The following is a 22,944-nucleotide window of genomic DNA, read 5'->3' on the forward strand; positions in this document are numbered from 1 at the left end:
GTTACCAACCGCCATGACAAGATGATCGTCCGCATCCCACCACGCTGAAAAGGCTGTTGTCCAATCGTCTGATGGGGGCAAAAGACTGCCCTGCGCAAACGCGCAGGCACCATCCCCCAGCATCAGGCGGTTCTGTCCGACGCGCATCACAAACAGGTCCATGAACCCATCACCATTGACGTCAAGCGGATAGGCACCGGTGACGCCAGTCATTTCTTCAATCGGGGTCGCGTTGAAGGTCATGTTGCCTTCATTGACCATCATCTTGGCCGGGTTTTCACCACCGGCAGCAAAGATATCAGGCAAGGCATCGCCATTGCAGTCGAATACGGCCACGCCACCGCCGACGAAATGTTCCCATCCGCCGTCATAAACATGATCCGGCAAACCAGCAGAGCGATCTTCAAACAGTGGATCAGCGATGGCGGGTGTGCCCGCTAGCACCATTACAAGAACCCGCATCATGCGCGTGCTTCGCCCAATGCCGCGTCCGTCACAGCCTCAAGCGCCAGTGCCGTCGCGCCGCGCGCCCAGATCATGCCACCCCATGCGTGGATTTCCACTTTGCAGGGTGTGCGGCCATCGCTGAGGGTCAGTTTCTGCATCTCGGACAGCACCTCGTTTGAATACAGATAGTCATACTGCATGCGTTCACCCGATAGGATAATCAGGCCGGGATCAAAAAGTTGGATCACATTTGACAGGCCCACCGACAGATAACGCCCGGCGCGGCGAAAGATCGTGCGTGCGGCTTCATTTCCTGATTTGGCTTGGGTGAAAAGCGTGTCCATCATGGCGTTTGTACTTTGCGGGATACGCGGGTTGCGGTCCAGCGCCGTCGCCGCCTCGCGCGCCAAAGCGTAATCCGCCAGATAAGCCTCAAGACAACCCCGTTGCCCGCAACGGCAAAGCGCGCCATCCAGTTGCACCTTGGTGTGACCCAGTTCCAGACCCATCCCACGCGCACCGCGAAACAGGCGGTTGTCAAGGACAAGCCCCATGCCAACGCCGTTTTCAATCGTCACAACAGCAAAGTCAGAAATCGAGCGTCCAGCGCCGAACCACAGTTCAGCAAGGCTTAGCACATTGGTGTCGTTGTCGACATGAACAGGCACGCCAAACCGCGCAAGGAACGCCGTGCGCAGATCAACGTCTGATGTGTTCAAAAATGGGGACCACGCAATCGTACCGGTATTGTGGTCGATAATGCCGGACATTCCCACCCCCACGGCAGACACCTCTGAAAGTGGCATCTTGGCCTCTTTCAAGGCCAGATCCATCAGGACGTCCATTTCCTCCAACAACGTCTCTAATGACTTGCGGCCCGGCGATGATGGCAAGGTCGCAGACGCCACGATACAACCCGCAAAATCGGTCAGAACGGCAGAGTGTGTGTCATCTGACAGCTTTATCCCGATCACATGTCGGGCCTCTGGTACAACTTCAAGCGCGACTGGCGGGCGCCCGCGACCCGTCTCGCGCGGCAAACCGTCTACCTCGCGCAATAGACCTGCGGCGATCAAATCAGCAGTCAATGTCGTGGCGGAACCCGCACTGATGCCAATCGCCCGTGTGATGTCAGCGCGCGCAGCCCGTCCATGCGCACGGACATGTTCAAAGATTTGTTGACGCAGGGGCTTGGCGTCAGGAGTATCAGTGGACAACAATGGCCCGCAGCCCGCCGGACCGTCCGATTCGTCGTGCTGATCTGTTATAACGTCATACATAGTTCAATCTCTGAATTAATATGGCGCTTCTCCCTACCATTTTGCCCTGATTTCGCTAGACTGCCCAATAATTTGGCGCGTGCAAAGCGCTTTTTCCTATTTTGCACCAATTTTTATTTTGACAACTGAATTTAATAAGTCATGCTGATGAACGTAGGGTCAAAAGGCCCACGCCCCAATGCATGGGGCACACTATGGGAGGAAAACATGCATAAATCCGTTATCGCGGCAGCCATTGTTGCTGCCGGTTTCAGTTCTGCCGTATTGGCTCAGGACAGTGTCACAGTTGGCGTCAGCTGGTCTGATTTTCAGGAAGAGCGTTGGAAAACCGACGAGGCCGCCATGTTGGGCGCTTTGGAAGAAGCTGGTGCTGAATATCTGTCTGCCGACGCGCAATCATCTGCAACAAAGCAGCTGGCAGACGTCGAAAGCCTGATCACACAAGGTGTTGATGCGCTGATCATCTTGGCCCAAGACGGCGCGTCCATCGGCCCTGCACTGGATGCTGCCGAAGCTGCTGGCATTCCGGTCATTGGCTATGACCGCCTGATCGAAGATCCGCGCGCGTTCTATTTGACTTTCGACAACGTCGAAGTGGGCCGGATGCAGGCCGCAGCCGTTTTTGCTGAACAGCCGACGGGCAACTATGTCTTCATCAAAGGTTCGCCCACAGATCCAAACTCTGACTTCCTGCGTGGCGGTCAGCAAGAGGTGCTGCAAGCCGCAATCGACAGCGGTGCGATCACCGTTGCTGGCGAAGCCTATACAGATGGCTGGCAGCCAGCCAACGCGCAGCGCAACATGGAGCAGATCCTGACACAGACCAACAACGAAGTTGATGCTGTTGTGGCGTCTAACGACGGTACTGCTGGTGGTGTTGTGGCGGCTCTTGCTGCACAGGGTATGGACGGTATTCCGGTATCCGGTCAGGACGGCGACCATGCCGCACTGAACCGCGTGGCCCTTGGTACGCAGACCGTATCTGTCTGGAAAGACAGCCGTGAGCTGGGCCGCAATGCAGGCGAAATCGCCGTTGCACTGGCCGGTGGTGCTGCACTTGGCGACATTGAAGGTTCTGCCACATTCACATCACCTGGTGGTGTAGATGTAACGTCCATGTTGCTGGCCCCACAACCCATTACACAAGACAATCTGAACCTTGTGCTGGATGCTGGCTGGATCGAAAAAGACGTCCTTTGCCAAGGTGTCTCGGGCCTCGCGGTCTGCGAATAAGCTGACAACCTAAGATATAGGCCCCATCCGCCAGCGCGGGTGGGGCCTGTTTATAAGACGGTCCGCAAACGGGCTGAAGGGGAGGGAACCAATGTCTGGCGGACTTGGGAATTTAATCAAAACACTACAGATTGATACGCGACTGCTGGGTATGATCGGTGCGTTCATCGTGATCTCTTTGGTGTTTCATGTGGCAACCGGGGGCACGTTTCTGACACCCCGCAACCTGTTTACGCTGACCTTGCAGACCGCATCGGTGGCGGTGATGGCCACAGGCATGGTCTTTGTCATTGTGACCCGGAACATCGATCTTTCGATTGGGTCTATGCTGGGTATCATCGGGATGCTGATGGGTGTTATTCAGGTCCAGATCCTGCCCGATATTGTGGGCTTTGGCAGCCCATCCATATGGATGATTACTGTGCTGGCGGGCCTGTTGCTTGGCGCTGCTATTGGCGGTTTTCAGGGGTGGTTGATCGGCTATTTGGCGATCCCGTCCTTCATTGTCACGCTGGGCGGGCTGCTGATCTGGCGCGGTGGCGCTTGGTGGGTGTCGAAAGGCACCACGATTTCGCCCCTTGATCCGACCTTTGTCAAACTGGGCGGGGCGTCAGGAACCATCGGCGTCACCGCAAGCTGGGCGCTGGCCATCGTGGGCTCGATCCTGACAATCATTTTCCTGATCAACACACGACGCAAGCACATCAGCCACGGTTTTGCAGTCAAGCCGCTTTGGGCCGAGTACGCACTGGGTGGTATCCTTGTGGCCGCGATTTGCGGGATCACCGCAATCATGAACGCCTATCTGGTGCCAACCCGCATTCTGGAGCGGCGGTTCGCGGCAGAGGGCCTTGAGATGCCAGAGGGCTATACCGAAGCTTACGGTTTTCCGATCTCGGTTCTGATTGTCCTCTTCGTCACAATCGCGATGACCATCGTTGCCAAGAAAACCCGCTTTGGTCGGTATGTCTTTGCCATGGGCGGCAACCCTGATGCGGCAGAATTGTCTGGTATCAATACGCGCATGCTGACAGTTAAGGTCTTTGCACTGATGGGCGCGCTGACTGCGATCGCCGCGGTCATCGCATCGGCCCGTTTGGGGTCCGCTGGTTCGTCCTTGGGTGAGCTTGACGAATTGCGCGTGATTGCCGCTGCCGTCATCGGTGGCACCGCGCTGGCTGGCGGCGTTGGTACGATTTATGGCGCGATCCTTGGTGCCTTGATCATGCAGGCGCTTGTGTCCGGCATGGGCATGGTGGGCGTCGACAGCCCTTTGCAAAACATGATCGTCGGTGGCGTGCTGATCCTCGCTGTCTGGATCGATATTATCTATCGCCGCAGAACAGGAGACGCGTAATGAGCACCCCACTTTTGGAAATGCGCAATATCTCGATCCATTTTGGCGGGATCAAAGCGGTTGATGATGTATCCATCGACGTGATGCCGGGCGAAGTTGTGGGCCTTTTGGGCCACAACGGGGCAGGAAAATCCACACTGATCAAGATCCTCTCAGGTGCTTACAAGAAGGACGCGGGCGAGATTTTCGTGGACGGCAAGAAGGTCGAGATTAACAGCCCGATTGATGCGCGCGAACACAACATCGAGACGATTTATCAGACGCTTGCGTTGTCTGATAACCTTGATGCCGCATCAAACCTGTTCTTGGGGCGCGAGATCACCACCAAGTTCGGTTTGGTCGATGACACTGCGATGGAAGCGGAATCGCGCAAGATCATGGCGCGGTTGAACCCGAACTTTCAACGCTTCTCTGAACCGGTCCGGTCTTTATCAGGCGGTCAGCGCCAATCAGTTGCCATTGCGCGCGCGGTGTATTTCAACGCGCGCATTCTGATCATGGATGAACCGACAGCGGCGTTGGGCGTGCATGAAACGGCCATGGTCGCGGACCTGATCAAAGAGCTAAAGGCCCAAGGCCTTGGCATCTTTTTGATCAGCCACGACACTCGCGAAATGATGGATCTGTGTGACCGTGTATCGGTGATGAAAAACGGCCAGTTGATCGGAACCGAGCGGGTCGAGGATGTCACCGAAGATGACATCCTGTCGATGATCATCATGGGTAAGAATCCTAAAAAGGCCGCATAATGTATATCGGTCTTGATCTGGGGACCTCCGGTCTCAAGGCTGTTTTGATCAATGACGCACAGGCGATTCTGGCGGAAGCCACAGCACCGCTTGAGGCCGTGCGCCCGGCACCCGGTTGGTCAGAACAGGCCCCTGCAGATTGGTTGGAAGCAGCGGAGGCTGCGATGCAGGCGCTTGCCGCGCAGACATCGCTGGCATCGGTGCGTGGCATGGGGCTGTCGGGGCAGATGCATGGCGCGACTTTGCTGGGTGCGGATGATCAGGTGCTGCGGCCCTGTATCCTGTGGAATGACACGCGCGTCGCCGGTGAGGCGGCAGCGCTGGATGCGGATCCGCAGTTTCGGGCGCTGACGGGAAATATCGTGTTTCCCGGCTTTACCGCGCCAAAGCTGGCGTGGGTTGCAAAGCATGAGCCAGAGGTTTTTGCAAAGATCGCAATGGTCTTGCTGCCCAAGGACTATTTACGCCTTTGGCTGACGGGCGAAGCGGTGGCTGAGATGTCTGATGCAGCAGGTACAAGCTGGCTGAATGTGGGTGCGCGTGATTGGTCGGATGACTTGTTGGCGACCACTGGCATGAACCGCGCACAGATGCCCCGTCTTGTTGAAGGGTCAGAAGTGTCAGGGCAACTGCGTGACAAACTGGCCACGCGTTGGGGCCTGCCCAAGGGCGTCGTCGTGGCTGGCGGTGGCGGTGACAATGCGGCGAGTGCTGTTGGCGTGGGCGTCGTGAAAGCGGGCGATGCGTTTGTGTCGCTGGGCACGTCCGGCGTGTTGTTCGCGGCCTCTGATGCCTACCAACCTGACGCCGCAACGGCAGTGCATACATTTTGTCACGCGCTGCCAGATACGTGGCACCAGATGGGCGTGATTTTGGCGGCGGCGGACGCACTCAATTGGTTCGCCAAGATCACTGACAAACCTTCGGCGATGCTGACGGCAGATTTGGGTGATCTGCAAGCGCCCGGTCGTGCGTTGTTCCTGCCGTACTTGGGCGGCGAACGGACACCGCATAACAATACCAATATCCGCGGGTCTTTCCTGCATCTTGATCATAGCACCGATCAGGCGGCGATGACCCGCGCTGTTTTGGAAGGTGTGACGCATGCTATTCGCGATAGCTATGATGCTTTGTCCGCGACAGGCACCCAGATCAGCCGCTTGATCGCCGTCGGCGGCGGATCGCGATCTGATTACTGGGTGCAGGCAATTGCGACCTCGCTGAACCTGCCTATTGAACTGCCGGTCGCGGGTGACTTTGGCGGCGCGTTTGGCGCGGCTCGCCTTGGCATGATGGCAGCAACCGGTGCAGGGGTTGAGATCGCGACTGCACCCCAAATTGCGCGCACAATGGACCCCGATACATCCCTTACCAGCGCCTTTACCGAGGCGCATGAAAGATACCGCGCGGGTTACAGCGCGTTGAAAGGACTGACATGACCGACTTTTTCAAAGGCATCCCCGCGATCAAATACGAGGGGCCCGATAGCGACAATGATTTCGCCTTCCGCCACTACAACCCTGATGAAATCGTCATGGGCAAGGCGATGAAAGACCATTTGCGCTTTGCCGCGGCCTATTGGCATTCCTTTGCATGGCCGGGTGGTGATCCCTTCGGCGGGCAGACCTTTGATCGCCCTTGGTTCGGTGACAGCATGGATGCGGCGCGCATGAAGGCGGATGTGGCGTTTGAGATGTTCCAGATTCTCGGCGTGCCATACTTCTGTTTCCACGATGCCGATGTGCGGCCTGAAGGGGCGACGTTTGCGGAAAGCACCGCCAACTTAGAAGCTATCGTTGATTACTTTGCTGAAAAGATGGACCAGACCGGCACCAAACTGCTTTGGGGTACGGCGAACCTGTTCTCACACAAACGCTTTATGGCCGGGGCGGCGACGAACCCGGACCCGGATGTGTTTGCCTACTCTGCCGCCACGATCAAAACTTGCATGGATGCGACCATGAAACTGGGCGGTGAAAACTATGTCCTTTGGGGTGGGCGCGAGGGGTATGAGACCCTGCTGAACACCGACATGGGGCGCGAACGCCAGCAGGCGGGGCGCATGTTACAGATGGTCGTCGATTATAAACACAAGATGGGTTTCAAAGGCGCGATCTTGATTGAACCCAAGCCGCAAGAACCGACCAAGCACCAGTATGACTACGATGTGGCAACGGTTTATGGTTTCCTCAAGGACTTTGGTCTTGAGGATGAGGTGAAGGTGAACATCGAACAAGGACATGCGATCCTGGCCGGGCATTCGTTTGAACACGAGCTTGCGCTGGCACGCGCGTTGGGTATCTTTGGGTCCATCGACATGAACCGCAATGATTACCAGTCAGGTTGGGACACCGACCAATTCCCCAACAACGTACCAGAGATGGCGCTGGCTTATTACGAGGTGCTGCGTGCTGGTGGGTTCACCACAGGCGGGACCAATTTTGACGCCAAGCTGCGCCGCCAATCGCTTGATCCAGAGGATTTGATCCTTGCGCATGTAGGCGGAATGGACGCTTGCGCTGCAGGGCTGAAAGCGGCTGCTGCGATGCTTGAGGATGGCAAATTAGAGGCCGCGCGTGATGCCCGCTATGCCGGATGGGATACGCCGGATGCGCAAACATTGCTGACGCAGACCACATTGGATCACTGCTATGACTGTGTCGTACGCGACAACATCAACCCTGCACCACGCTCTGGCAGGCAAGAGCGGTTGGAAAATCTGGTAAACCGCTACCTCTAAGCGCTGACCTTGTGCCTTGGTGCTGCCACCCATAACGTGGTCTGGCAAGCAACAGGTGCGGCGACGTGATCGGTACGATTTTCAAAACCTTCGGGCGCAAATACATGGATGTGACCCTGCGCACGGGCGATGACTATGTCGTGCGTATCGTGGAACGTCCGGGGCTTTGGATGGACGATGCCGCACTAGGCGCGCTAAGCGCAGATCTGCGCACGATTGCTGGACGAACGCTGAAGGCGGGCAACCTGACCTACGGTGTGTTTTCAGGCAAGAAAGAGCGGATGGGCGCTGTGATCATCACGCTTGTATCACGGCGTGACGGCACACCTGTCGCCTTTAATGCGTTGGCGGTGATGGCGCTTGATACCGCGCCGCACCCGACAGATGTGCTGCACCTTGGCCTTGTGATGGTTGACCCGGACGAACGATCCAAAAACCTGTCTTGGGTGCTTTATGGCCTGACCTGCTTTTTGATTTTTTTTCGGCGACAGTTCCGCCCTGTTTGGGTGTCCAATGTCACGCAGGTCCCTGCCGTCGTTGGCATGGTGGCGAATATGTTTTCGGACGTCTGGCCCAGCCCGCGCGACGGGCGGCGGACGCTGAACCATTTGCTCCTGGCCCGTGAAATCATGGAAACCCACCGGCATGTATTTGGCGTGGGGGATAAAGCTGGATTTGACGAAGAACGGTTCGTCATCACGGATGCCTATACAGGCGGTTCGGATGATCTGAAAAAAACATGGGAAACAGCCCCTAAGCATCGCGACGAAAGCTACAATATTTTTTGTAAAGAAGCGCTTGATTACGTCAGGGGCGATGATGTGCTGCAACTGGGGCAAATGGATTTGGCCGCGATGCGCACTTACCTCACCCGCGAAGTGCCAAAGTCCGCCGTCATTGGCCTGCTGTTGACCGGTGGTCTGGTTGCATTGCGCCGGATTGTGCTTCCTGCGATCCATTGGGCCGATACCACACGAGGCTGGTCCATTTTGCGTCCCTATAAGGTGCGCGGCAAATGATAGCTGCCGCAACGATAATGACGCAGCTTTTTCTCTCATGCGCAGCACTGATCGGGCTTTTTGTCCTGCAAACGGTGTTGGACCGCCGCGACCCGTGGGAGCCGATCAATCGCCGGTTTCTGTTCGGGGTGCGCATCACCATGGTGCTGTTTGCAGGGCGTGTCCTCATGATCCTAACGGGGATTGAGGCATTTCGTATCCTGATCCTCTTTGCCGCGGCGGTCATCCCGCTGGCGGTGCTGATCTTGACCGAAGGGTTGCTACGCAGGCATGCACCGCCATTGGTCAAGACGGTGATTGGGGGCGGTGCTGTTGCTTTCGCGATCTCATCGCTTTGGTATTCTGAAAGCATTGATCCCACGCGTCTGTTTGCGCTGCTGGGGTTCCAGCTGTTGGGTTTTATTCTATCTGGATGGCTGATTGTGATGCGGGACAAGGCGTCGCTGTCGATCAACGAAAATGCGATGGTTGTGCGCCTTGGCCTGTCGTTGATCCTGTTCATTCCGCTGGCGGCGGGGGATTTTCTGTTGCTTTATATCGGCTTGCCGATCCAGTTTTCGGCGCTTGGTGTGCTGATCCTGTGCTGGCTTGCGATTGGGTTGGGGCGCACGCATCTGGGGCATCGCGCAACTTTGGTCAACCTGGGTGTGATGGTGGGGGCCGCTTTGATCGTTGGCGGGATGATCGGCACGTTTGCGCAGCTAGGGCGTGATGGATATTTGCTGACGATCGCAGCTATCATGACAACGCTGTTTGTCGTGGCAATCCTGAATGATGCGCGCGCACTACGGCTGGAAGAACAAAGCCTTGGGTTACTCAACCAACTGGCAACCGCCAGAACCGACGATCCCATGACGTTCCTGCGTGACCTGCAAAACCACCCATTGGTCGAAGGTGCGGTGGTGGTGAGCGAAGACAGCCTGCACGGTCTTCAAGATGATGTGCTGGATAAGATATTCTGCGCAGCACCGGTACTGCGCCGCACAGACCCACCGCAACTGGGGGCCGTTGCAGATGACTATATCACCTATCTTTTTGAGCGGTATTCAGCGACCCATGTCATGCTGGCGATGTCGCGGCCACGCGTGTTAGTCGCGCTTGCGATGCCGTCGCTCAGCACATCACCTTCGGCTGAGTTAGAGCTTCAGGTGGTGCAGCGCATGGCGGCATTGATAGCGACCAGAGAAGGACCAGACGATGCAAAACCCACGCGATGAGGTGCAGCGCATTTTTGGGGCAGGGGTTGCAGCGGCTGATCCGTTTGCCGCCGTACAAAGCGGGTTGGATGATGTGCCCGTACCAGCCTTGATCGTTGCGGTCGGAAAGGCGGCGCGCCTGATGGCAAAAGCCGCGTTGGCGCGGTTTGCAGGTGTGCAATGTTTGGTGGTGACGAACTATGAAAATGCAGCAGATTTGGCCGGTGCTGCCGTCATGGCGGCGGGGCATCCTGTGCCAGATCAGAACGGCGCAGATGCAGCGCAAGCCGTTATTGCAGCATTACATGCGGCGGAAGGGCCGGTTCTGGCGCTGATTTCGGGCGGCGGATCTGCGCTTTTGCCAGCACCTGCCGGGAATTTGACACTCGCCGATAAGGCACGCGTGAACGATCTGCTTCTGGGATCCGGGCTTGATATCGTTGCGATGAACCTGATCCGTCAGCAATTATCGGATCTCAAAGGGGGCGGGTTCCTGCGACATGCGGCACCGCAGCCCGTGACGGCGTTGATCCTGTCGGATGTGATTGGTGATGACCTTTCAGCGATTGCGAGCGGGCCAACGGTTGGCCCGATTGGTACGGTCCTTGATGCTGTGTCTTTGCTGCAAGAGGCCGGACTTTGGGCGGAACTGCCTATCGTCGTCCGGACGCATCTGCAAACTGCGGGTGCACCTGACCCTTTGCCGGAGGCAAAAAACCTTTTGGTTGGTTCAAACGAAAAAAGTGTCACGGCGATGAAGGCTGCGGCTGGCAAAGCGCATGTAATCGCGACACCTATTGAGGGTGATGTCGCACAGGCCGCGCGTCTGATTTGCGACCAAGCGGTGATCGGCACCACCGTTTGGGGCGGTGAGACAACGGTTGTCCTACGCGGGAATGGACGCGGAGGGCGCAATCAAGAGCTGGCGCTGCGCATCGCGCTGGAAGCAGCACGGCGTGGATGGACGCGGTGGACCTGTCTGCAAGGCGGCAGCGATGGCCGCGATGGACCAACAGACGCGGCCGGCGGATTGGTTGATCAGGATACGCTGGGTAAGATCGGCGATCTTGACGGGCTTTTGGCAAATAATGACAGTTATGCCGCGCTGAAAGAGGCGGGCGATTTGCTGATGACAGACGCGACGGGAACCAATGTGGCGGACCTTGGTGTGATGATCCGCACGGGTTGATCCAATTGAAAGCAGCGGAGCCTATGGCAGAAGTTTATCGGGCAAGATTAATGGTTTAGTCGACAGGTAGCCCACTTGGCACTGCGGTCGGGCGCCCCAGCGGGCGGGTCAGGGCCGTTTCACCGGTGAGCGCGTTTAGAAAGGCAATAAGGTCTGCGATATCGGCCTCGCTCAATTCCGTTGGTCGCATGTTGATAGCGGCTGCTTGGCGGGCCATTTCGCGGGTATCTTGCTGAATTGCAAAGTCGGCGGGGGCCAGCCATGGCACGTCTGGCAGGTTGGCTTGCAGGGATGTCCAAGCATCGCGCGTGGCATGCGGATCTGCGTGATGGCGGATAATGTCAGCCAGCGTCGGATAAGCACCATTATGTCCGTAGGGTGCTGTCAGTGCGACATTGCGCAGCGAGGGTGTTCTGAATTTATAGGCATCCTCCAACAGGTTTGTTTCGGCCATGCGGCCAACATCGCGCGATATCTGGTCCCAGACCCGTGTGCGCCCGGGTCCAAAAGCGGGCAGGCCAAGCGCGTGAAAGCTTTGATCGGTGAACAGATCACCTGCGTGGCATGATGCACAGCGACTATTAAAGAAAAGTTGACGGCCCCGTTCGGCATCATCAGGCAAGGGCGTACCGGCCAACCATTTGTCGTAAGGGCTGTCGTAGGATTGCCATTCACTGATGATGAACGCCCCCAGCGCATTGCCGATTTCGACGATGGTCACATCTGCTGGTTCTTCAATGTGATCAAATGCTTGCACGAACATTTCGCCATAGGCGGGAATTGTGCGGACGCGTTTGGCGATGATCGGCCAGGCCACATCAATGCGGTCATGTGTGGCTCCGGCGATTTCGTTTTCGCGCGGGTTTCCCGCCATCTCAAACTGGGCGATCAGCGGGAACAGGGCCTGGGCCGCGACAAGGTTATCAAGGCCTTTTGGCAGCCGCTCGTCGGCAGGTGAATCGAAACCGTTCCCGTAGATTTCAGAACGTGTTAGGCGCCCATCGTGAAACAGAACATCGATGTCATTATGCCCAAGATTCCAAAGGCTTGGCGCATTGCGGGGGATGCGTTTTCTGATCGCATCTGGGCCGGTGCCAGCGGTGCGTTCAGGGCCCACGCCGACACCGCCTTCGCCGATACCAAGGGACAGCCCATCACCACCGGCGTGGTCATGGTGGTGGCATGTTCCGCAAGAGATATTTTTGTTGCCTGACAGTATCTTGTCGTAAAACAATAGCTGCCCCAAGCGGGCTTGATCCGGGTCGGTGGGGATGTAATCATCAGCGCTGATCCCCTGTGCCGCAGCCATGCCGCCGCCCAAAATCACACCAAGGAGAGCCGTATGAACCCCGTACATAACACGTACAGAACCTGTACATACGTTTGTACTGCTTTGCTGGTCTTCGCGACCTCTGCGCTTGCCGATATGGAAGAAGCGCGCGACCTGATGGAGGCGGGTGAATACACCCAGGCCCGGGAATTGTTTGAGGTTTATGCGCGATCCGGCAATGCCGAGGCCGAAGAACTGATCGGCGTGATGTATGCCCTTGGCCTTGGTGTCGACCGCGATGATGAGCGGGCGTTTGACTGGTATTTGCGGGCGTCGTTGAAAGGGCATGCCGGGGCGCAATCGGGGCTGGGGTGGTACTATGAAGTGGGGCGCGGGTTGCCGGCCCCTGATATGGTACGAGCCTACCTCTGGTATGCGTTATCGGCAATAGGCGGAGACCCGGATGCGTTGGATTCCTTAGAGTTGATTACGCCTCGGTTGACGGCGGAAGAACGGGCGCGGGCGGAGGTGTTGGTAGATGACTACAAGGGGTGGATTTATCCGTTTCGTTAAGGAGGGACACGGCGGACACTGATGAATTTTGCAGCGATGGTCGGTAAGAGCCCAAAGCAGAAGTGCCAGATTTGTGCTGCGTGCGCTCGCAGCACGGAAATTGCTGCAGCTGCGTACTTCCCCGTTTTGCAATACGGCGATAAAGCCGGTCATTCATGCGGAGCGCTGCATGGGTTACTCATAGTGCCTGAAAACCGCTTCGCAAATCTCAAAATCCGCTTCGACAAATTCATTAAAGTCGGTGCCGTCATCGCCATTTTCCATCATTGTGACAAGTTTTGCGACATACAATTGCGCATAGGCGAATATCGTCAGACCGCTTTCATAATTTGCAGTCTCTGAATCGAGCCCGGCTTGCATTTTCATAGCCTGCGCTTGCCCCTGAAAATAACCATAAATAGTCCGTACATGGTCAATATCCTCGATGAGGCCGTGATTGCCATTCCGTGCCAAATTTTCTGATGAGTCCAACCTAAAACGCAAAAGACCGCCACACTGATGAACGATAGCTCTTGAGGGTGGTATGATATAACCCGACGTTGTCAGATCGTTTAACACAAGGGCTGTTTGCGAATAAGTAGGCAAGGCGACAAGAGCCGCCGCGCAGTACAGTAGTGCGGCTTTGAACTGACAAATGGGTGAAATCATAGGGTACGCCATGGTTTATAAGCTGAAATAACGTAGAAACGGGTGACAGAGGCTCTGACTAAAAACAAACGGGTGCACGGTGCCGCTGCGACAGCCAATCCGATTGCACCTACGTGCAACAAATACCAACCATAAATTTCTGATGTACGTGAACCTGGCATTGATGGCTAGCATTATCAAGCATCTATGCTCCTCCAAAATCGTTGGAGGCCAGAATCTCACATGACAGACCACCGCGATACCATGGGGCGCTCGCACCGTTTACGGTTGGATTTGGTCCATGGTGGCAGATTTGAATGGCCGCTCTGGTGAAATCCGCTGCACCGCAAAAAAGCGCTTTGCTGCAACCGTGAGCAGATGCTGCGTCAGCAACATGCCCAAAAATCAATGTCGGCTTAGTCCGCATAGCTACCCCCGATATCTGTTGCAGTCAAAGTCTGTTTTGCACCACGACAACATAAAAGGCCGCCCTTTCGGACGGCCTTTCTTTCGTTTTGCTCAATCAGTGCTTAGTTCAAATCGCTCTCGTAAGCCCCTTCAAGCTCTGCCTCGACCTGGGCCACGGCTGCTTGTAGTGCGTCCAGCATTTCGCTGCCGCCATCGACGTTTTCGCGGAACCATGCGTTTACAGGCTCGGCCGCTTCTGCGAATGCGGCTTTCTCTTCCGGGCTGGGCATATAGATGTCGCCGCCACCTGCGACGAAAGCTTCATAGGCTTCGATTGATTTGCGCTTGGGCGACGCGAATGTTGCCTGTTGCAGCGCAGAGAAACCATCGACAACCACACGGCGCAGGTCTTCTGGCATCGCAAGGAAGTTTTCGTTATTCATCCACCACATCGCACCCATGTAAGAATGCCCGTCGAGCGTCAGGTATTGCAGGCCTGCATCAGGGAATTTCATGCCCATGATGTCGGTGATCCCGTTTGCGGTGCCTTCCACAACGCCGGTTTGTAGCGATGTGAACAGCTCTGGCCACGGGATGGGCGTTGCGGAGGCGCCCATCGCTTCGACCAGTTGCACGGGCAGATCAGCCACAACGGTGCGCAGTTTCAGACCTTCCATATCGGCGGGGCTTGTCACGCGGCGTTCGGTGTTCGCAAAATTGCGCCAGCCGCCGGTGTTGCCGATGGTCATCAGGCGGATGGTGTTGTCGCTGTCCTCAAGCGCTTTGGCGCGCATTGTGCGGACGAAGTCGCCAGACAGCACTTCTTCGGCCACACGGTCGGATGACATCAGGTAGGGCAGGTCCAGCACTTGCACATAGGGGAAGATGCCCGCGGCACCGCCCGAAGTCGAGATATAGACGTCGATGGAGCCTTCAGAGACACCTTCAAGGCATTCCGCACCTGTGGCGCACAACTGCGTGCCGATGAAAAGTTCGACCGCGATGCGCCCGTTTGAGGCGGCCTCAACATAGTTTTTGAACACGACCAGACCGTCATAGTCTTCGTCGTTCTCGTTTGAGTTCGCTGTGGCGCGGATCGTGAAATCCTGTGCCCAAGCGGCCAGCGGTGTCGCCAGCAGTGCGGCGGTGGCCGCGATTTTTGTGAACTGTTTCAGCATGATCTTCTCCCTATTGATGCTGTTAGTTGATGCCCGGTGCCGGGCTAATGCAAGCGCTAAACCCGATGTCCGGGGCGCAGCCCAGGAAACCAGCCAGGTATGGCACTGTCATGGAAATGGCGGGGATATAGGTGATCAGGAAGATCACTAGGATTTCCACCGCAAGGAATGGCAGAATGGCTTTGGCGATGGTTTCCACCTTTTCGCCCGAGACCGTACTGGCCACGAATAGCACAAGCCCCATGGGTGGCGTGGCCAGCCCCACTGTCAGGTTGACCGACATGATGATCGCGAAGTGCACAGGGTGCACGCCAAGATCAACGAAGATGGGGCCAAGGATGGGGCCGAGGATGATGATTGCGGGCCCCGCATCCAGGAACATGCCGACGATGAACAACAGGATGTTGATGAGGAACAGCAGGATCAGCGGGTTTTCCGATAGCGACAAGATGTAATCACTCAAGATCTGCGGTGCATAAGATAGGCTGACCACGGTTTTGAATGCCACGGCCGCACCGACCAGCAGCAAGACAGCTGAGGTCGCGAGGGCAGAGCGGGTCAGGACATCGCCCAGATCGCGCAGTTTCATGGATCGCAGCACAAAGAAGCTGACGATCAATGCGTAGGCGACGGCGACAGCTGACGCTTCGGTTGGGGTGAAGACACCGACCAAAATACCGCCCAAGATAATGATGGGGGTCTGCAGGGGTGCGATGGCCTTTTTGCAGACTATGCGGAAATCATGGCTGACTTTTTGCCGATAGCCCATCAGCAAAAAATGCGACGCGATCAGCAAGCCCAGAAAAACGATCCAGATGTTGAGGTTGTGCACCTTGTCGCCAGCCTCATTGATCGACGCCAGCCCGACGCGGGTGGACAGGCCGCTGTAGATCGCCAGCAGCAGGCCGCCCACGTTGATCCGCAGCAGCACAAAGCTGACCCAGTATTCGACCGGGGTGATGTCCTGATTTTTGGTGACGATCCGTTCGGCCTTAGGCAGGTCATAGCGGTCGGCCATCAGCCGGACCATGACCATCAGACCGGCCCCCACCATGATGCCGGGCACGATGCCTGCCAGGAACAAGGATGCCACGCTTTCGCCCATGACATAGGCATAGATGATCATGATGCCGGAAGGCGGGATGATCGGGCCGATAACGGAAGAGGCAGCGGTAATGGCAGCTGCGAATTTACGGGTATAGCCGTTCTTTTCCATCGCCGGGATCAGGGTGGACCCCAGCGCAGAGGTATCCGCGACAGCAGAGCCGGACAAACCGGCGAACAGCATCGACGACAGGATGTTCACATGCGCCAGACCGCCGCGCAGGTGGCCCATGAAGGCTTGGCTAAATTCTACGAGGCGCAGGGTGATGCCGCCGCGGTTCATGATCTCACCGGCCAACATAAAGAACGGCAGCGCCATCAGCGGGAAGCTGTCCATGCCGTTGTAAAGGTTGCGGTAGAGGCCCGCGACAACGTTGCGATTGTCACCTTCGAGCATGATGAGCGCGAAGGGCGAGGCCAGCAATGCAAAGACCACCGGCAGGCCGATCATGATCAGGATCAGGAAGAGGGGCAGGAACCATAACAGCATCAGTCGGCCCCTTGAAAATCATCAGCGCTCAGCGGTTTCAGGCGGTCACCTTGGCCGAGGAGTTTGATGGTTTGGCGGATCATCAGCTCAACATTCACGAGGATCAGCAGGTTCACCCCGACCCAGAGAGAGGCATATTGAAAGTTGTTCTGGAATTTATCGCCGCAGCGCCCGTATTCGATGCCGAAAGGCCAGCGCAGGGATGAGGAGCAGCCGCGCCCGGAGATCGTGTCAAGATGGTTGTTGAGGCCGCGGTCCCAGGCGATGACCAGAACCCAGAGTGTGATCGCCAGCAATACCAATGTCAGCAGGCCAGAGACCAGCCGGGGCAGGGCGCGTTCGAGCATGTCGATCGAGACGAAACCGCCCATGCGGAACGCGAGCGGTGCCATCAGCCCGGTCATCCAAAGCATGCCAAAGCGCGCGCCTTCTTCGGTCCAGTTGGGTGCGTCGCTGAGCACATAGCGGAAAAAGACCTGACCCAATATGAGTGAGGCCATGATGGCGAGCGCGATAACCGCGATGACTTTGCCGATGGCAAGGACCGCGGTGTTGAACCGTTCAAGTGGCCACAAAAGACCAAACAGGACCGACATCGGCTCCTCCCCTGTTTATGTTGCGGGTTTTCCCCGCGTTATTGGGGCTTTGCCCCCGCCGCTTTGCGGCTCCCCCAAGGTATTTTTGAACATGAGAAGACGGGGGGTCAGTCTTCTTTTGTCAGCGTGCGGTATTGTCCTGCGTGAAAGACGAGCGGATCACCGCCTTGATGATGGGCTTTGGTCACACGGCCCACGATGATGACGTGATCGCCTGCGTCATGGGTGGCTTCAAGATTGCATTCAAAGGTGGCCAGCGCCCCTTCGACGATGGGCATGCCGCAATGGGACAGATGCGTGGGCACGTCCTTGATCGCGGTTTTCGACTTGATGATGGCCGCGCATATATCGCGTTGGTCTGAGCTGAGCACATGGACTGCAAAGCGGCGCGAGCCTGCAAAATGTTCAAACCGTTTGGACGATTTGGCAGGTGACCACAGCACCAAAGGCGGGTCAAGCGACACGCTGGCAAAGCTATTTGCCACGATTGCAACGGGTCCTTCGGGGCTGTCCGTTGTGATCACCGTAACGCCGGTCACGAATGTCCCCAGCGCGCCGCGAAAACTGTCTGCATCCGTGCTGGGGTCGAATGTCGCGATGGTGCCTGCGTCCATTACGGGACCTCCGTGCCGAGGGCGGCTGTATAAAGTTCAAACCACGTTTGGCGGTCCATATTTACTTTGAAAGCGTCTGATAAAGCTTTGATACGATTAAGATTATTTGTTCCCATAACCGGCATGACATTGGCTGGGTGTGCCAGCAGCCATGCGACGGCAACAGCGCCAATATCAACGCCGTGGTCTTTGGCAACACTGGTCATGACCGTGCGCAGTTCGGCGTTGCCTTGTCCGCTGACAAGGCTGCCACCACCCAAAGGTGACCATGCCATGATGGGAATGCTGCGTTCTTGCAGGTAGGCGACATCGCCATTGGTGAAACCTTGGTGTGCTGTCAGCGACAGTTCGATCTGGTTGGTGATCAAGGGGGTTGTCATCGCTGATTGTAACAAGCTCCAATCATGCAGTTTGAAGTTTGACACGCCGACAAAGCGGACTTTGCCGGAGGCCACGACTTCGTCAAGTGCCGCACCTGTTTCATGGTGATCCATCATGGGGTCAGGACGGTGGATCAGCAGCGTGTCGATCTTGTCGATGTTCATCAACCGCAATGAGTGATCGACAGATGCAAGGATATGCGCTCGGCTGGTGTCATAGTATTTGACGCGTGCATCGCTGTAGCGGCCCATTGGGGCCACGATATCGCATTTAGTTACGATCTCGATCTGATCTTTGAGGGCAGGCGCCGCTTTGAGCGTGTTGCCGAGTACTTCTTCGGCCTCATAGCCGCCATAAATGTCGGCTTGGTCCATTGTTGTGATGCCTTGTTCAAGGCAGGCTTCGATCTTAGCCTGAACGTGGGCAACAGACGTGTCGCTGTCATCGCCCAGCCGCCACATGCCATAAACGATGCGGCTAAAAGAAAGGTCGTCGGTGATATCAATACGGTTCAACGGCGTGGTCCTGTGCCCAATGGGGTCGCTGGTGTTTCGGATGGCACACGCCCGTATTCATGGGGCAATGAGCAGGTTTTCAGGTGCGGCATCACGCGGGCGCCAAAGTGTTCGGCCTCGTCGATATGCGGATAGCCTGAAAAGATGAAAGCACGGATGCCCATCTTTTGATAGGCCTCGATTTTGGACATGATCTGATCAGTTGATCCGACAAGGGCTGCGCCGCAACCAGAGCGCGCGCGCCCGACGCCTGTCCACAGCCCCGGTTCGACATAGCCGAATTTATCAGCCAGTTCGCGTGCTTTGGCCTGGTGGGCGACGCCCAGTGAAATGCTGTCATGGGCGCGGTCGCGGATCAGTTTGCCGTATTCGTCGTCAAGTTTAGAGGCGATGTAATCGGCGTATTCCTTGGCCTCTTGTTCGGTATCACGCACGATCATGTGCACGCGCAGGCCATAATCGAGGGTGCGATTGTGGGCTGCGGCGCGGTCGTTCACGTCCGTCATGCGCTGGGCGAGCTGTTCCATGGGCTCTGGCCACATCAGATAAACGTCGCATTGCGCGCCGCAGAGTTCGAGTGCCGCGGGAGAGTATCCGCCAAAGTAGAGCAGAGGCCCCCCGTTTTGCTGATAGGGGCGGGCCGGGTCTGTCGACAGTTTTGAGATTTGATAGATATCGCCATCATAGCTTACGTCGTCTTGTGTCCAGCATTTACGCAGGATTTCGATGACCTCATGCGATCGCTTGTAGCGGTAAGCGCTTTCCGCGACTTCGCCGGGGAAGTCTGAACTGATGACGTTGAGTGTCAGGCGGCCTTTCAGCATATGATCAAGCGTTGCAACGGTACGCGCCAGCATGATCGGTTGGACTTCGCCGCAGCGGATGGCCGCCAGGAAGTTGATTTTTTCGGTCAGTGGGGCCATGCCCGCGACAAATGAAAGCGTATCCTGGCCGACCTGATAGGAAGACGGTGCAAGGATGTTGCGAAACCCTTGCTTTTCAGCCGTTAACGCAATGTCACGGCAGTGTTCCCAAGACGAGCGCAGATCGCCGTCTGGCACACCGAGGAATTGATAATCATCAGAACAGAGGGCTGAAAACCAAGACACTTCTGCGGCGGCGAGATCGGCGCTGGTGACCGGCACGATGCTCATTGATTCTCCTCCCCAGAAGATACGCTTTCCACTTGCCTAGCACGCAAATATCTGTGCAACAATAGTGTATCAATTTATCACGCTGGCTCGGGGAGGTGCCGCCGTGGCGCGAACCTCTGCCTTACCGAAGTTCATTCAGCTGAGCGAAATGCTGATCCGCGAAATTGCCGCAGGGCATTTGGCGGATGGTGCACGATTGCCGCCCGAACGGGATATGGCGGATGATCTTGGTGTGGCCGTTGGCACGCTGCGCAAGGCGTTGGCAGATGTTGAGGCCAAGGGTCTACTGGACCGGGTGCAGGGATCAGGGAACTATGTGCGGCACAGGCCAGCGGTGGATTCCGTCTATGCATTCTTTCGGCTGGAGCTGCTCAAGGGCGGTGGTTTGCCCACTGCGGAGGTCTTGTCGGTGGATCGCTTGGCCAAGCCTGACGGCTTTGCGCGATTGGGTGGTCATGATAAGGGGCATCGGATTATGCGATTGCGGTCTTTGGATGGCGTGCTGATCGCGTTGGAAGAGATTTGGCTGGATGCCGGGCAGCGAGAACAGGTTGCTGTCTCTGACCTTTCTGATTCGCTTTATCATTTTTATCGGCATGAACTGGGTCTTGTGATTGCATCGGTCGAAGATCGGATCGGGATTGATGCATTGCCGGAATGGACACCGGACGCGTTTCATCTCAAGGCGGGTGCTGCAGCAGGATATATTGAGCGGGTCAGCTGGACCGCCACCAAGGAACCGGCAGAATTTTCGCGCACTTGGTATGACGCCACGCGTGCCACTTATATTTCTCGAATGGGTAAAGGTTAGACGACGTGGATACGGTAAACTATGGCCTGATTGGCTGCGGCATGATGGGCCACGAACATATTCAAAACATCAACCTGTTGCCGCAAGGACGGGTGTCTGTCGTCTATGATCCCGTGGTCGCACTGGCAGAGGCTGCGGCGACCTTGGCGGAAGATGCCCATGTGGCGGGATCGCTGGAGGAGTTGTTGGCATGCGATACGTTGGATGCGGTTGTGATTGTCAGCCCGAATTATCTGCATGTGCAACAACTGCAGCAGATCATTGCCACCCGCCCGATGCCGATTTTATGCGAAAAGCCGCTTTATACAAATCCTACCGATGCGGCAACCTTGGACAGACTGTTTGATGGGTATGCACATCCAGTTTGGGTCGCGATGGAGTATCGATATATGCCGCCGGTCGCGGCATTGGTCGCACAGGCAGAACAGGCCACCGGTGGCATCAAGATGCTAACAATTCGCGAACATCGCTTTCCGTTCCTGCCCAAAATCGGTGACTGGAACCGGTTCAACGCCAAGACAGGGGGCACCTTGGTTGAAAAGTGCTGCCATTTTTTTGATCTCATGCGTTTGATTTTGGATGATGAACCGGTGCGCGTCATGGCCAGTGCGGGCCAATCGCTGAACCATATTGATGAACGCTACGCAGGGAAGGCACCGGATATTTGGGACAACGGTTATGTGATGCTTGATTTTGCAAAGGGCGCCCGCGCGATGCTGGAATTGTGCATGTTTGCGGAAGGGTCCAGATATCAAGAGGAGATCAGCGCCGTTGGCCCCAAGGGCAAGATCGAGGCGCTTGTGCCCGGCCCGGGCCGGTTTTGGCCGAAATTGCTGGGGGCGCCACCTGTGCCGCAGATGATCATCAGTCCGCGCGCGCCAAAAGGCCCCTATGTGTCAGAGATCCCGGTTGATCCCACGCTTTTGGAAGCCGGCGATCACAATGGATCAACTTTTTATCAGCACCAGCGCTTTAACGCTGTCGTGCGCGGGGAAGGGGAGGTTGAGGTGACCTTGGCCGACGGAGCCAAGGCTGTCGCAATCGGGCTGGCCGCGCAGGAAAGTGCGCGGACCGGACAAGCTGTGGCGATTTAGCCAGCTGCCACGATAACAGCTGTGGGCGACACGCAATCAGCACCATCATGTGTCACCATATCCTTGGGTACTGTGACTTCGCCGTGATCTGTGACAATCACATAGCTGCTGTTGGTTGCCGACTTGCAATCGCCTGTTATCGCGAAACCGTGCTCTTCAAAAGTCAGCGTGATTTGGTCAGCACTGACAATTGAAGGAGCAATTAGCGCAACTGCACATGCCAAAAACGCGGCACGGATACTCTTTACTTGGTGAAACATACTACTCGTTACTTTCTAAACTATGACCTGACGTAAAGTAGCACTAGTGAGCGATGACATATTCCGTCAATGAAATTTTGGGCTTTTTTATTCAATCGTGAAGAAATCACGATGCTGCCACACGCGCCCCACTTTGTTGCCATTATGGCGCCACCTTTCGATTGCGGGCCGCAAGTTCGAAGCCAAACCAATGGTTTTGAGCGCGCCAGACAAAGGATAATTCAAAAGCGCCGACACAAGCTGATCCACCGCTAAAGTGCCATGGTTTGGTCTGCCTCAACTGTATCTGGCAGGCGGCAAGCTGGCAGGATGGTTGCATCAGCGCCAACGCCAAGTTGGACCAACGGTTTGGCCCGATTGGCTGGATCCTGCGGCGTGTTTTCACACCATTCCGACATCTCGATACTGACGACACGGTCCACCAAATAGCCAACTTGATGGCCCGCCGGGCCAGTCAAAAGTATCTTTGCCTGTGGATTTTGGCTGGTCGGGCGCCCCATGCATTCAGACAGATCAAACAGCGCAATACTTTCGTTTGACTGCGAAAAATAGCCTCGAAACCCGGGTTTTTTGATATCTGCCGGGGTAAGTATTTTGGGCTGCTCGACAATGCAGTTCACCTGTGAAAGCGGAATCGCGGTTTGAAATTTTGCAAGGCC

The 22,944-nt window shown here is 56.4% G+C and carries 23 protein-coding genes; 11 read left to right on the forward strand and 12 right to left on the reverse strand.

Going from position 1 to position 22,944, the window contains the following annotated elements; translation table 11 throughout:
- A partial coding sequence (locus tag RCCS2_RS11240) for an FG-GAP repeat domain-containing protein (protein ID WP_008234284.1) occupies positions 1 to 465 on the reverse strand: 465 nt, incomplete at its 3' end.
- Positions 462 to 1,727, reverse strand: coding sequence for an ROK family transcriptional regulator (locus RCCS2_RS11245; RefSeq protein WP_008234286.1), 1,266 nt, complete (start codon positions 1,725 to 1,727; stop codon positions 462 to 464). The genes RCCS2_RS11240 and RCCS2_RS11245, both read right to left, overlap by 4 nt.
- A 207-nt stretch (positions 1,728 to 1,934) precedes the next feature.
- On the opposite strand from RCCS2_RS11245, the gene xylF reads away from it, so the two are divergent.
- The 8 genes from xylF (at position 1,935) to RCCS2_RS11285 (ending at position 11,210) form a co-directional block, all read left to right on the forward strand.
- A complete protein-coding gene (gene xylF / locus RCCS2_RS11250) occupies positions 1,935 to 2,960 on the forward strand; it encodes a D-xylose ABC transporter substrate-binding protein (RefSeq protein ID WP_198007048.1) in 1,026 nt (341 codons plus the stop codon).
- Between the two features lie 91 nt (positions 2,961 to 3,051).
- Positions 3,052 to 4,317 carry a sugar ABC transporter permease gene (locus RCCS2_RS11255; protein WP_008234290.1) on the forward strand — a complete coding sequence of 422 codons (1,266 nt, stop codon included), beginning with the start codon at positions 3,052 to 3,054 and terminating at the stop codon, positions 4,315 to 4,317.
- Positions 4,317 to 5,066: an ATP-binding cassette domain-containing protein gene (locus RCCS2_RS11260; protein WP_008234292.1), complete on the forward strand. Its 750-nt coding sequence runs from the start codon at positions 4,317 to 4,319 to the stop codon at positions 5,064 to 5,066. The genes RCCS2_RS11255 and RCCS2_RS11260 overlap by 1 nt, the downstream gene beginning before the upstream one ends.
- Positions 5,066 to 6,505 carry a xylulokinase gene (gene xylB / locus RCCS2_RS11265; RefSeq protein WP_008234294.1) on the forward strand — a complete coding sequence of 480 codons (1,440 nt, stop codon included), beginning with the start codon at positions 5,066 to 5,068 and terminating at the stop codon, positions 6,503 to 6,505. The genes RCCS2_RS11260 and xylB overlap by 1 nt, the downstream gene beginning before the upstream one ends.
- A complete protein-coding gene (gene xylA, locus RCCS2_RS11270) occupies positions 6,502 to 7,806 on the forward strand; it encodes a xylose isomerase (RefSeq protein ID WP_008234296.1) in 1,305 nt (434 codons plus the stop codon). Before xylB ends, xylA begins: the two co-directional genes overlap by 4 nt.
- Positions 7,807 to 7,871: 65 nt before the next feature.
- Positions 7,872 to 8,825: a hypothetical protein gene (locus RCCS2_RS11275; RefSeq protein ID WP_008234298.1), complete on the forward strand. Its 954-nt coding sequence runs from the start codon at positions 7,872 to 7,874 to the stop codon at positions 8,823 to 8,825.
- Positions 8,826 to 8,842: 17 nt separating this feature from the next.
- Positions 8,843 to 10,042, forward strand: coding sequence for a hypothetical protein (locus RCCS2_RS11280; RefSeq protein WP_008234300.1), 1,200 nt, complete (start codon positions 8,843 to 8,845; stop codon positions 10,040 to 10,042).
- Positions 10,023 to 11,210 (forward strand): glycerate kinase type-2 family protein, encoded by a 1,188-nt coding sequence (locus RCCS2_RS11285; RefSeq protein WP_008234301.1) that lies wholly within the window; start codon positions 10,023 to 10,025, stop codon positions 11,208 to 11,210. The genes RCCS2_RS11280 and RCCS2_RS11285 overlap by 20 nt, the downstream gene beginning before the upstream one ends.
- A gap of 55 nt (positions 11,211 to 11,265) precedes the next feature.
- Here the strand turns inward: RCCS2_RS11285 and RCCS2_RS11290 are convergent, their stop codons facing one another.
- Entirely contained in the window at positions 11,266 to 12,519 is a 1,254-nt protein-coding gene (locus RCCS2_RS11290) for a cytochrome-c peroxidase (RefSeq protein WP_008234303.1), read from the reverse strand.
- 33 nt (positions 12,520 to 12,552) lie between these two features.
- Here RCCS2_RS11290 and RCCS2_RS11295 point away from each other — a divergent pair, with 33 nt between their 5' ends.
- Positions 12,553 to 13,053 carry a tetratricopeptide repeat protein gene (locus RCCS2_RS11295; protein ID WP_050770813.1) on the forward strand — a complete coding sequence of 167 codons (501 nt, stop codon included), beginning with the start codon at positions 12,553 to 12,555 and terminating at the stop codon, positions 13,051 to 13,053.
- 174 nt (positions 13,054 to 13,227) lie between these two features.
- Here RCCS2_RS11295 and RCCS2_RS18390 read toward each other — a convergent pair whose 3' ends face one another.
- The 7 genes from RCCS2_RS18390 to RCCS2_RS11330 form a co-directional block, all read right to left on the reverse strand.
- On the reverse strand, positions 13,228 to 13,701 hold the full coding sequence (locus RCCS2_RS18390; protein WP_156788519.1) for a hypothetical protein: 474 nt from the start codon (positions 13,699 to 13,701) through the stop codon (positions 13,228 to 13,230).
- 509 nt (positions 13,702 to 14,210) lie between these two features.
- Positions 14,211 to 15,266, reverse strand: a complete 1,056-nt coding sequence (gene dctP / locus RCCS2_RS11305) for a TRAP transporter substrate-binding protein DctP (protein ID WP_008234309.1) — start codon at positions 15,264 to 15,266, stop codon at positions 14,211 to 14,213.
- Positions 15,267 to 15,288: 22 nt separating this feature from the next.
- Positions 15,289 to 16,860, reverse strand: coding sequence for a TRAP transporter large permease (locus RCCS2_RS11310; RefSeq protein ID WP_008234312.1), 1,572 nt, complete (start codon positions 16,858 to 16,860; stop codon positions 15,289 to 15,291).
- A complete protein-coding gene (locus RCCS2_RS11315; protein ID WP_008234314.1) occupies positions 16,860 to 17,456 on the reverse strand; it encodes a TRAP transporter small permease in 597 nt (198 codons plus the stop codon). The genes RCCS2_RS11310 and RCCS2_RS11315 overlap by 1 nt, the downstream gene beginning before the upstream one ends.
- Positions 17,457 to 17,563: 107 nt before the next feature.
- Positions 17,564 to 18,070 carry a flavin reductase family protein gene (locus RCCS2_RS11320; RefSeq protein WP_008234316.1) on the reverse strand — a complete coding sequence of 169 codons (507 nt, stop codon included), beginning with the start codon at positions 18,068 to 18,070 and terminating at the stop codon, positions 17,564 to 17,566.
- Complete coding sequence (locus tag RCCS2_RS11325) at positions 18,070 to 18,966, reverse strand: aldo/keto reductase (protein ID WP_008234318.1); 897 nt, start codon at positions 18,964 to 18,966, stop codon at positions 18,070 to 18,072. Before RCCS2_RS11325 ends, RCCS2_RS11320 begins: the two co-directional genes overlap by 1 nt.
- On the reverse strand, positions 18,963 to 20,120 hold the full coding sequence (locus tag RCCS2_RS11330; protein ID WP_008234320.1) for an LLM class flavin-dependent oxidoreductase: 1,158 nt from the start codon (positions 20,118 to 20,120) through the stop codon (positions 18,963 to 18,965). Before RCCS2_RS11330 ends, RCCS2_RS11325 begins: the two co-directional genes overlap by 4 nt.
- 103 nt (positions 20,121 to 20,223) lie before the next feature.
- On the opposite strand from RCCS2_RS11330, the gene RCCS2_RS11335 reads away from it, so the two are divergent.
- Both RCCS2_RS11335 and RCCS2_RS11340 read left to right on the forward strand, forming a co-directional pair.
- Positions 20,224 to 20,931, forward strand: a complete 708-nt coding sequence (locus tag RCCS2_RS11335) for a GntR family transcriptional regulator (RefSeq protein WP_037294134.1) — start codon at positions 20,224 to 20,226, stop codon at positions 20,929 to 20,931.
- A gap of 5 nt (positions 20,932 to 20,936) precedes the next feature.
- A complete protein-coding gene (locus tag RCCS2_RS11340) occupies positions 20,937 to 22,025 on the forward strand; it encodes a Gfo/Idh/MocA family protein (RefSeq protein ID WP_008234322.1) in 1,089 nt (362 codons plus the stop codon).
- Here the strand turns inward: RCCS2_RS11340 and RCCS2_RS11345 are convergent.
- Positions 22,022 to 22,285 (reverse strand): hypothetical protein, encoded by a 264-nt coding sequence (locus RCCS2_RS11345; RefSeq protein WP_008234323.1) that lies wholly within the window; start codon positions 22,283 to 22,285, stop codon positions 22,022 to 22,024. The two genes, RCCS2_RS11340 and RCCS2_RS11345, sit on opposite strands and share 4 nt — an antisense overlap.
- A gap of 251 nt (positions 22,286 to 22,536) precedes the next feature.
- The gene (locus tag RCCS2_RS11350) at positions 22,537 to 22,920 is read right to left on the reverse strand and encodes a chemotaxis protein CheW (protein WP_083791185.1); all 384 of its coding nucleotides are present in this window, start codon (positions 22,918 to 22,920) and stop codon (positions 22,537 to 22,539) included.
- Between the last annotated feature and the right edge of the window lie 24 nt (positions 22,921 to 22,944).

The organism is Roseobacter sp. CCS2, from assembly GCF_000169435.1.
Taxonomy (GTDB): Bacteria; Pseudomonadota; Alphaproteobacteria; order Rhodobacterales; family Rhodobacteraceae; genus Yoonia.

Bases quoted from the DNA above. Each gene is read 5' to 3' on its own strand.
- RCCS2_RS11245 (WP_008234286.1), bottom strand. From the start codon at position 1,727: ATGTATGACGTTATAACAGATCAGCACGACGAATCGGACGGTCCGGCG.
- xylF (WP_198007048.1), top strand. From the start codon at position 1,935: ATGCATAAATCCGTTATCGCGGCAGCCATTGTTGCTGCCGGTTTCAGT.
- RCCS2_RS11255 (WP_008234290.1), top strand. From the start codon at position 3,052: ATGTCTGGCGGACTTGGGAATTTAATCAAAACACTACAGATTGATACG.
- RCCS2_RS11260 (WP_008234292.1), top strand. From the start codon at position 4,317: ATGAGCACCCCACTTTTGGAAATGCGCAATATCTCGATCCATTTTGGC.
- xylB (WP_008234294.1), top strand. From the start codon at position 5,066: ATGTATATCGGTCTTGATCTGGGGACCTCCGGTCTCAAGGCTGTTTTG.
- xylA (WP_008234296.1), top strand. From the start codon at position 6,502: ATGACCGACTTTTTCAAAGGCATCCCCGCGATCAAATACGAGGGGCCC.
- RCCS2_RS11280 (WP_008234300.1), top strand. From the start codon at position 8,843: ATGACGCAGCTTTTTCTCTCATGCGCAGCACTGATCGGGCTTTTTGTC.
- RCCS2_RS11285 (WP_008234301.1), top strand. From the start codon at position 10,023: ATGCAAAACCCACGCGATGAGGTGCAGCGCATTTTTGGGGCAGGGGTT.
- RCCS2_RS11290 (WP_008234303.1), bottom strand. From the start codon at position 12,519: ATGGCTGCGGCACAGGGGATCAGCGCTGATGATTACATCCCCACCGAC.
- RCCS2_RS11295 (WP_050770813.1), top strand. From the start codon at position 12,553: ATGAACCCCGTACATAACACGTACAGAACCTGTACATACGTTTGTACT.
- RCCS2_RS18390 (WP_156788519.1), bottom strand. From the start codon at position 13,701: ATGATTTCACCCATTTGTCAGTTCAAAGCCGCACTACTGTACTGCGCG.
- dctP (WP_008234309.1), bottom strand. From the start codon at position 15,266: ATGCTGAAACAGTTCACAAAAATCGCGGCCACCGCCGCACTGCTGGCG.
- RCCS2_RS11310 (WP_008234312.1), bottom strand. From the start codon at position 16,860: ATGCTGTTATGGTTCCTGCCCCTCTTCCTGATCCTGATCATGATCGGC.
- RCCS2_RS11315 (WP_008234314.1), bottom strand. From the start codon at position 17,456: ATGTCGGTCCTGTTTGGTCTTTTGTGGCCACTTGAACGGTTCAACACC.
- RCCS2_RS11320 (WP_008234316.1), bottom strand. From the start codon at position 18,070: ATGGACGCAGGCACCATCGCGACATTCGACCCCAGCACGGATGCAGAC.
- RCCS2_RS11330 (WP_008234320.1), bottom strand. From the start codon at position 20,120: ATGAGCATCGTGCCGGTCACCAGCGCCGATCTCGCCGCCGCAGAAGTG.
- RCCS2_RS11345 (WP_008234323.1), bottom strand. From the start codon at position 22,285: ATGTTTCACCAAGTAAAGAGTATCCGTGCCGCGTTTTTGGCATGTGCA.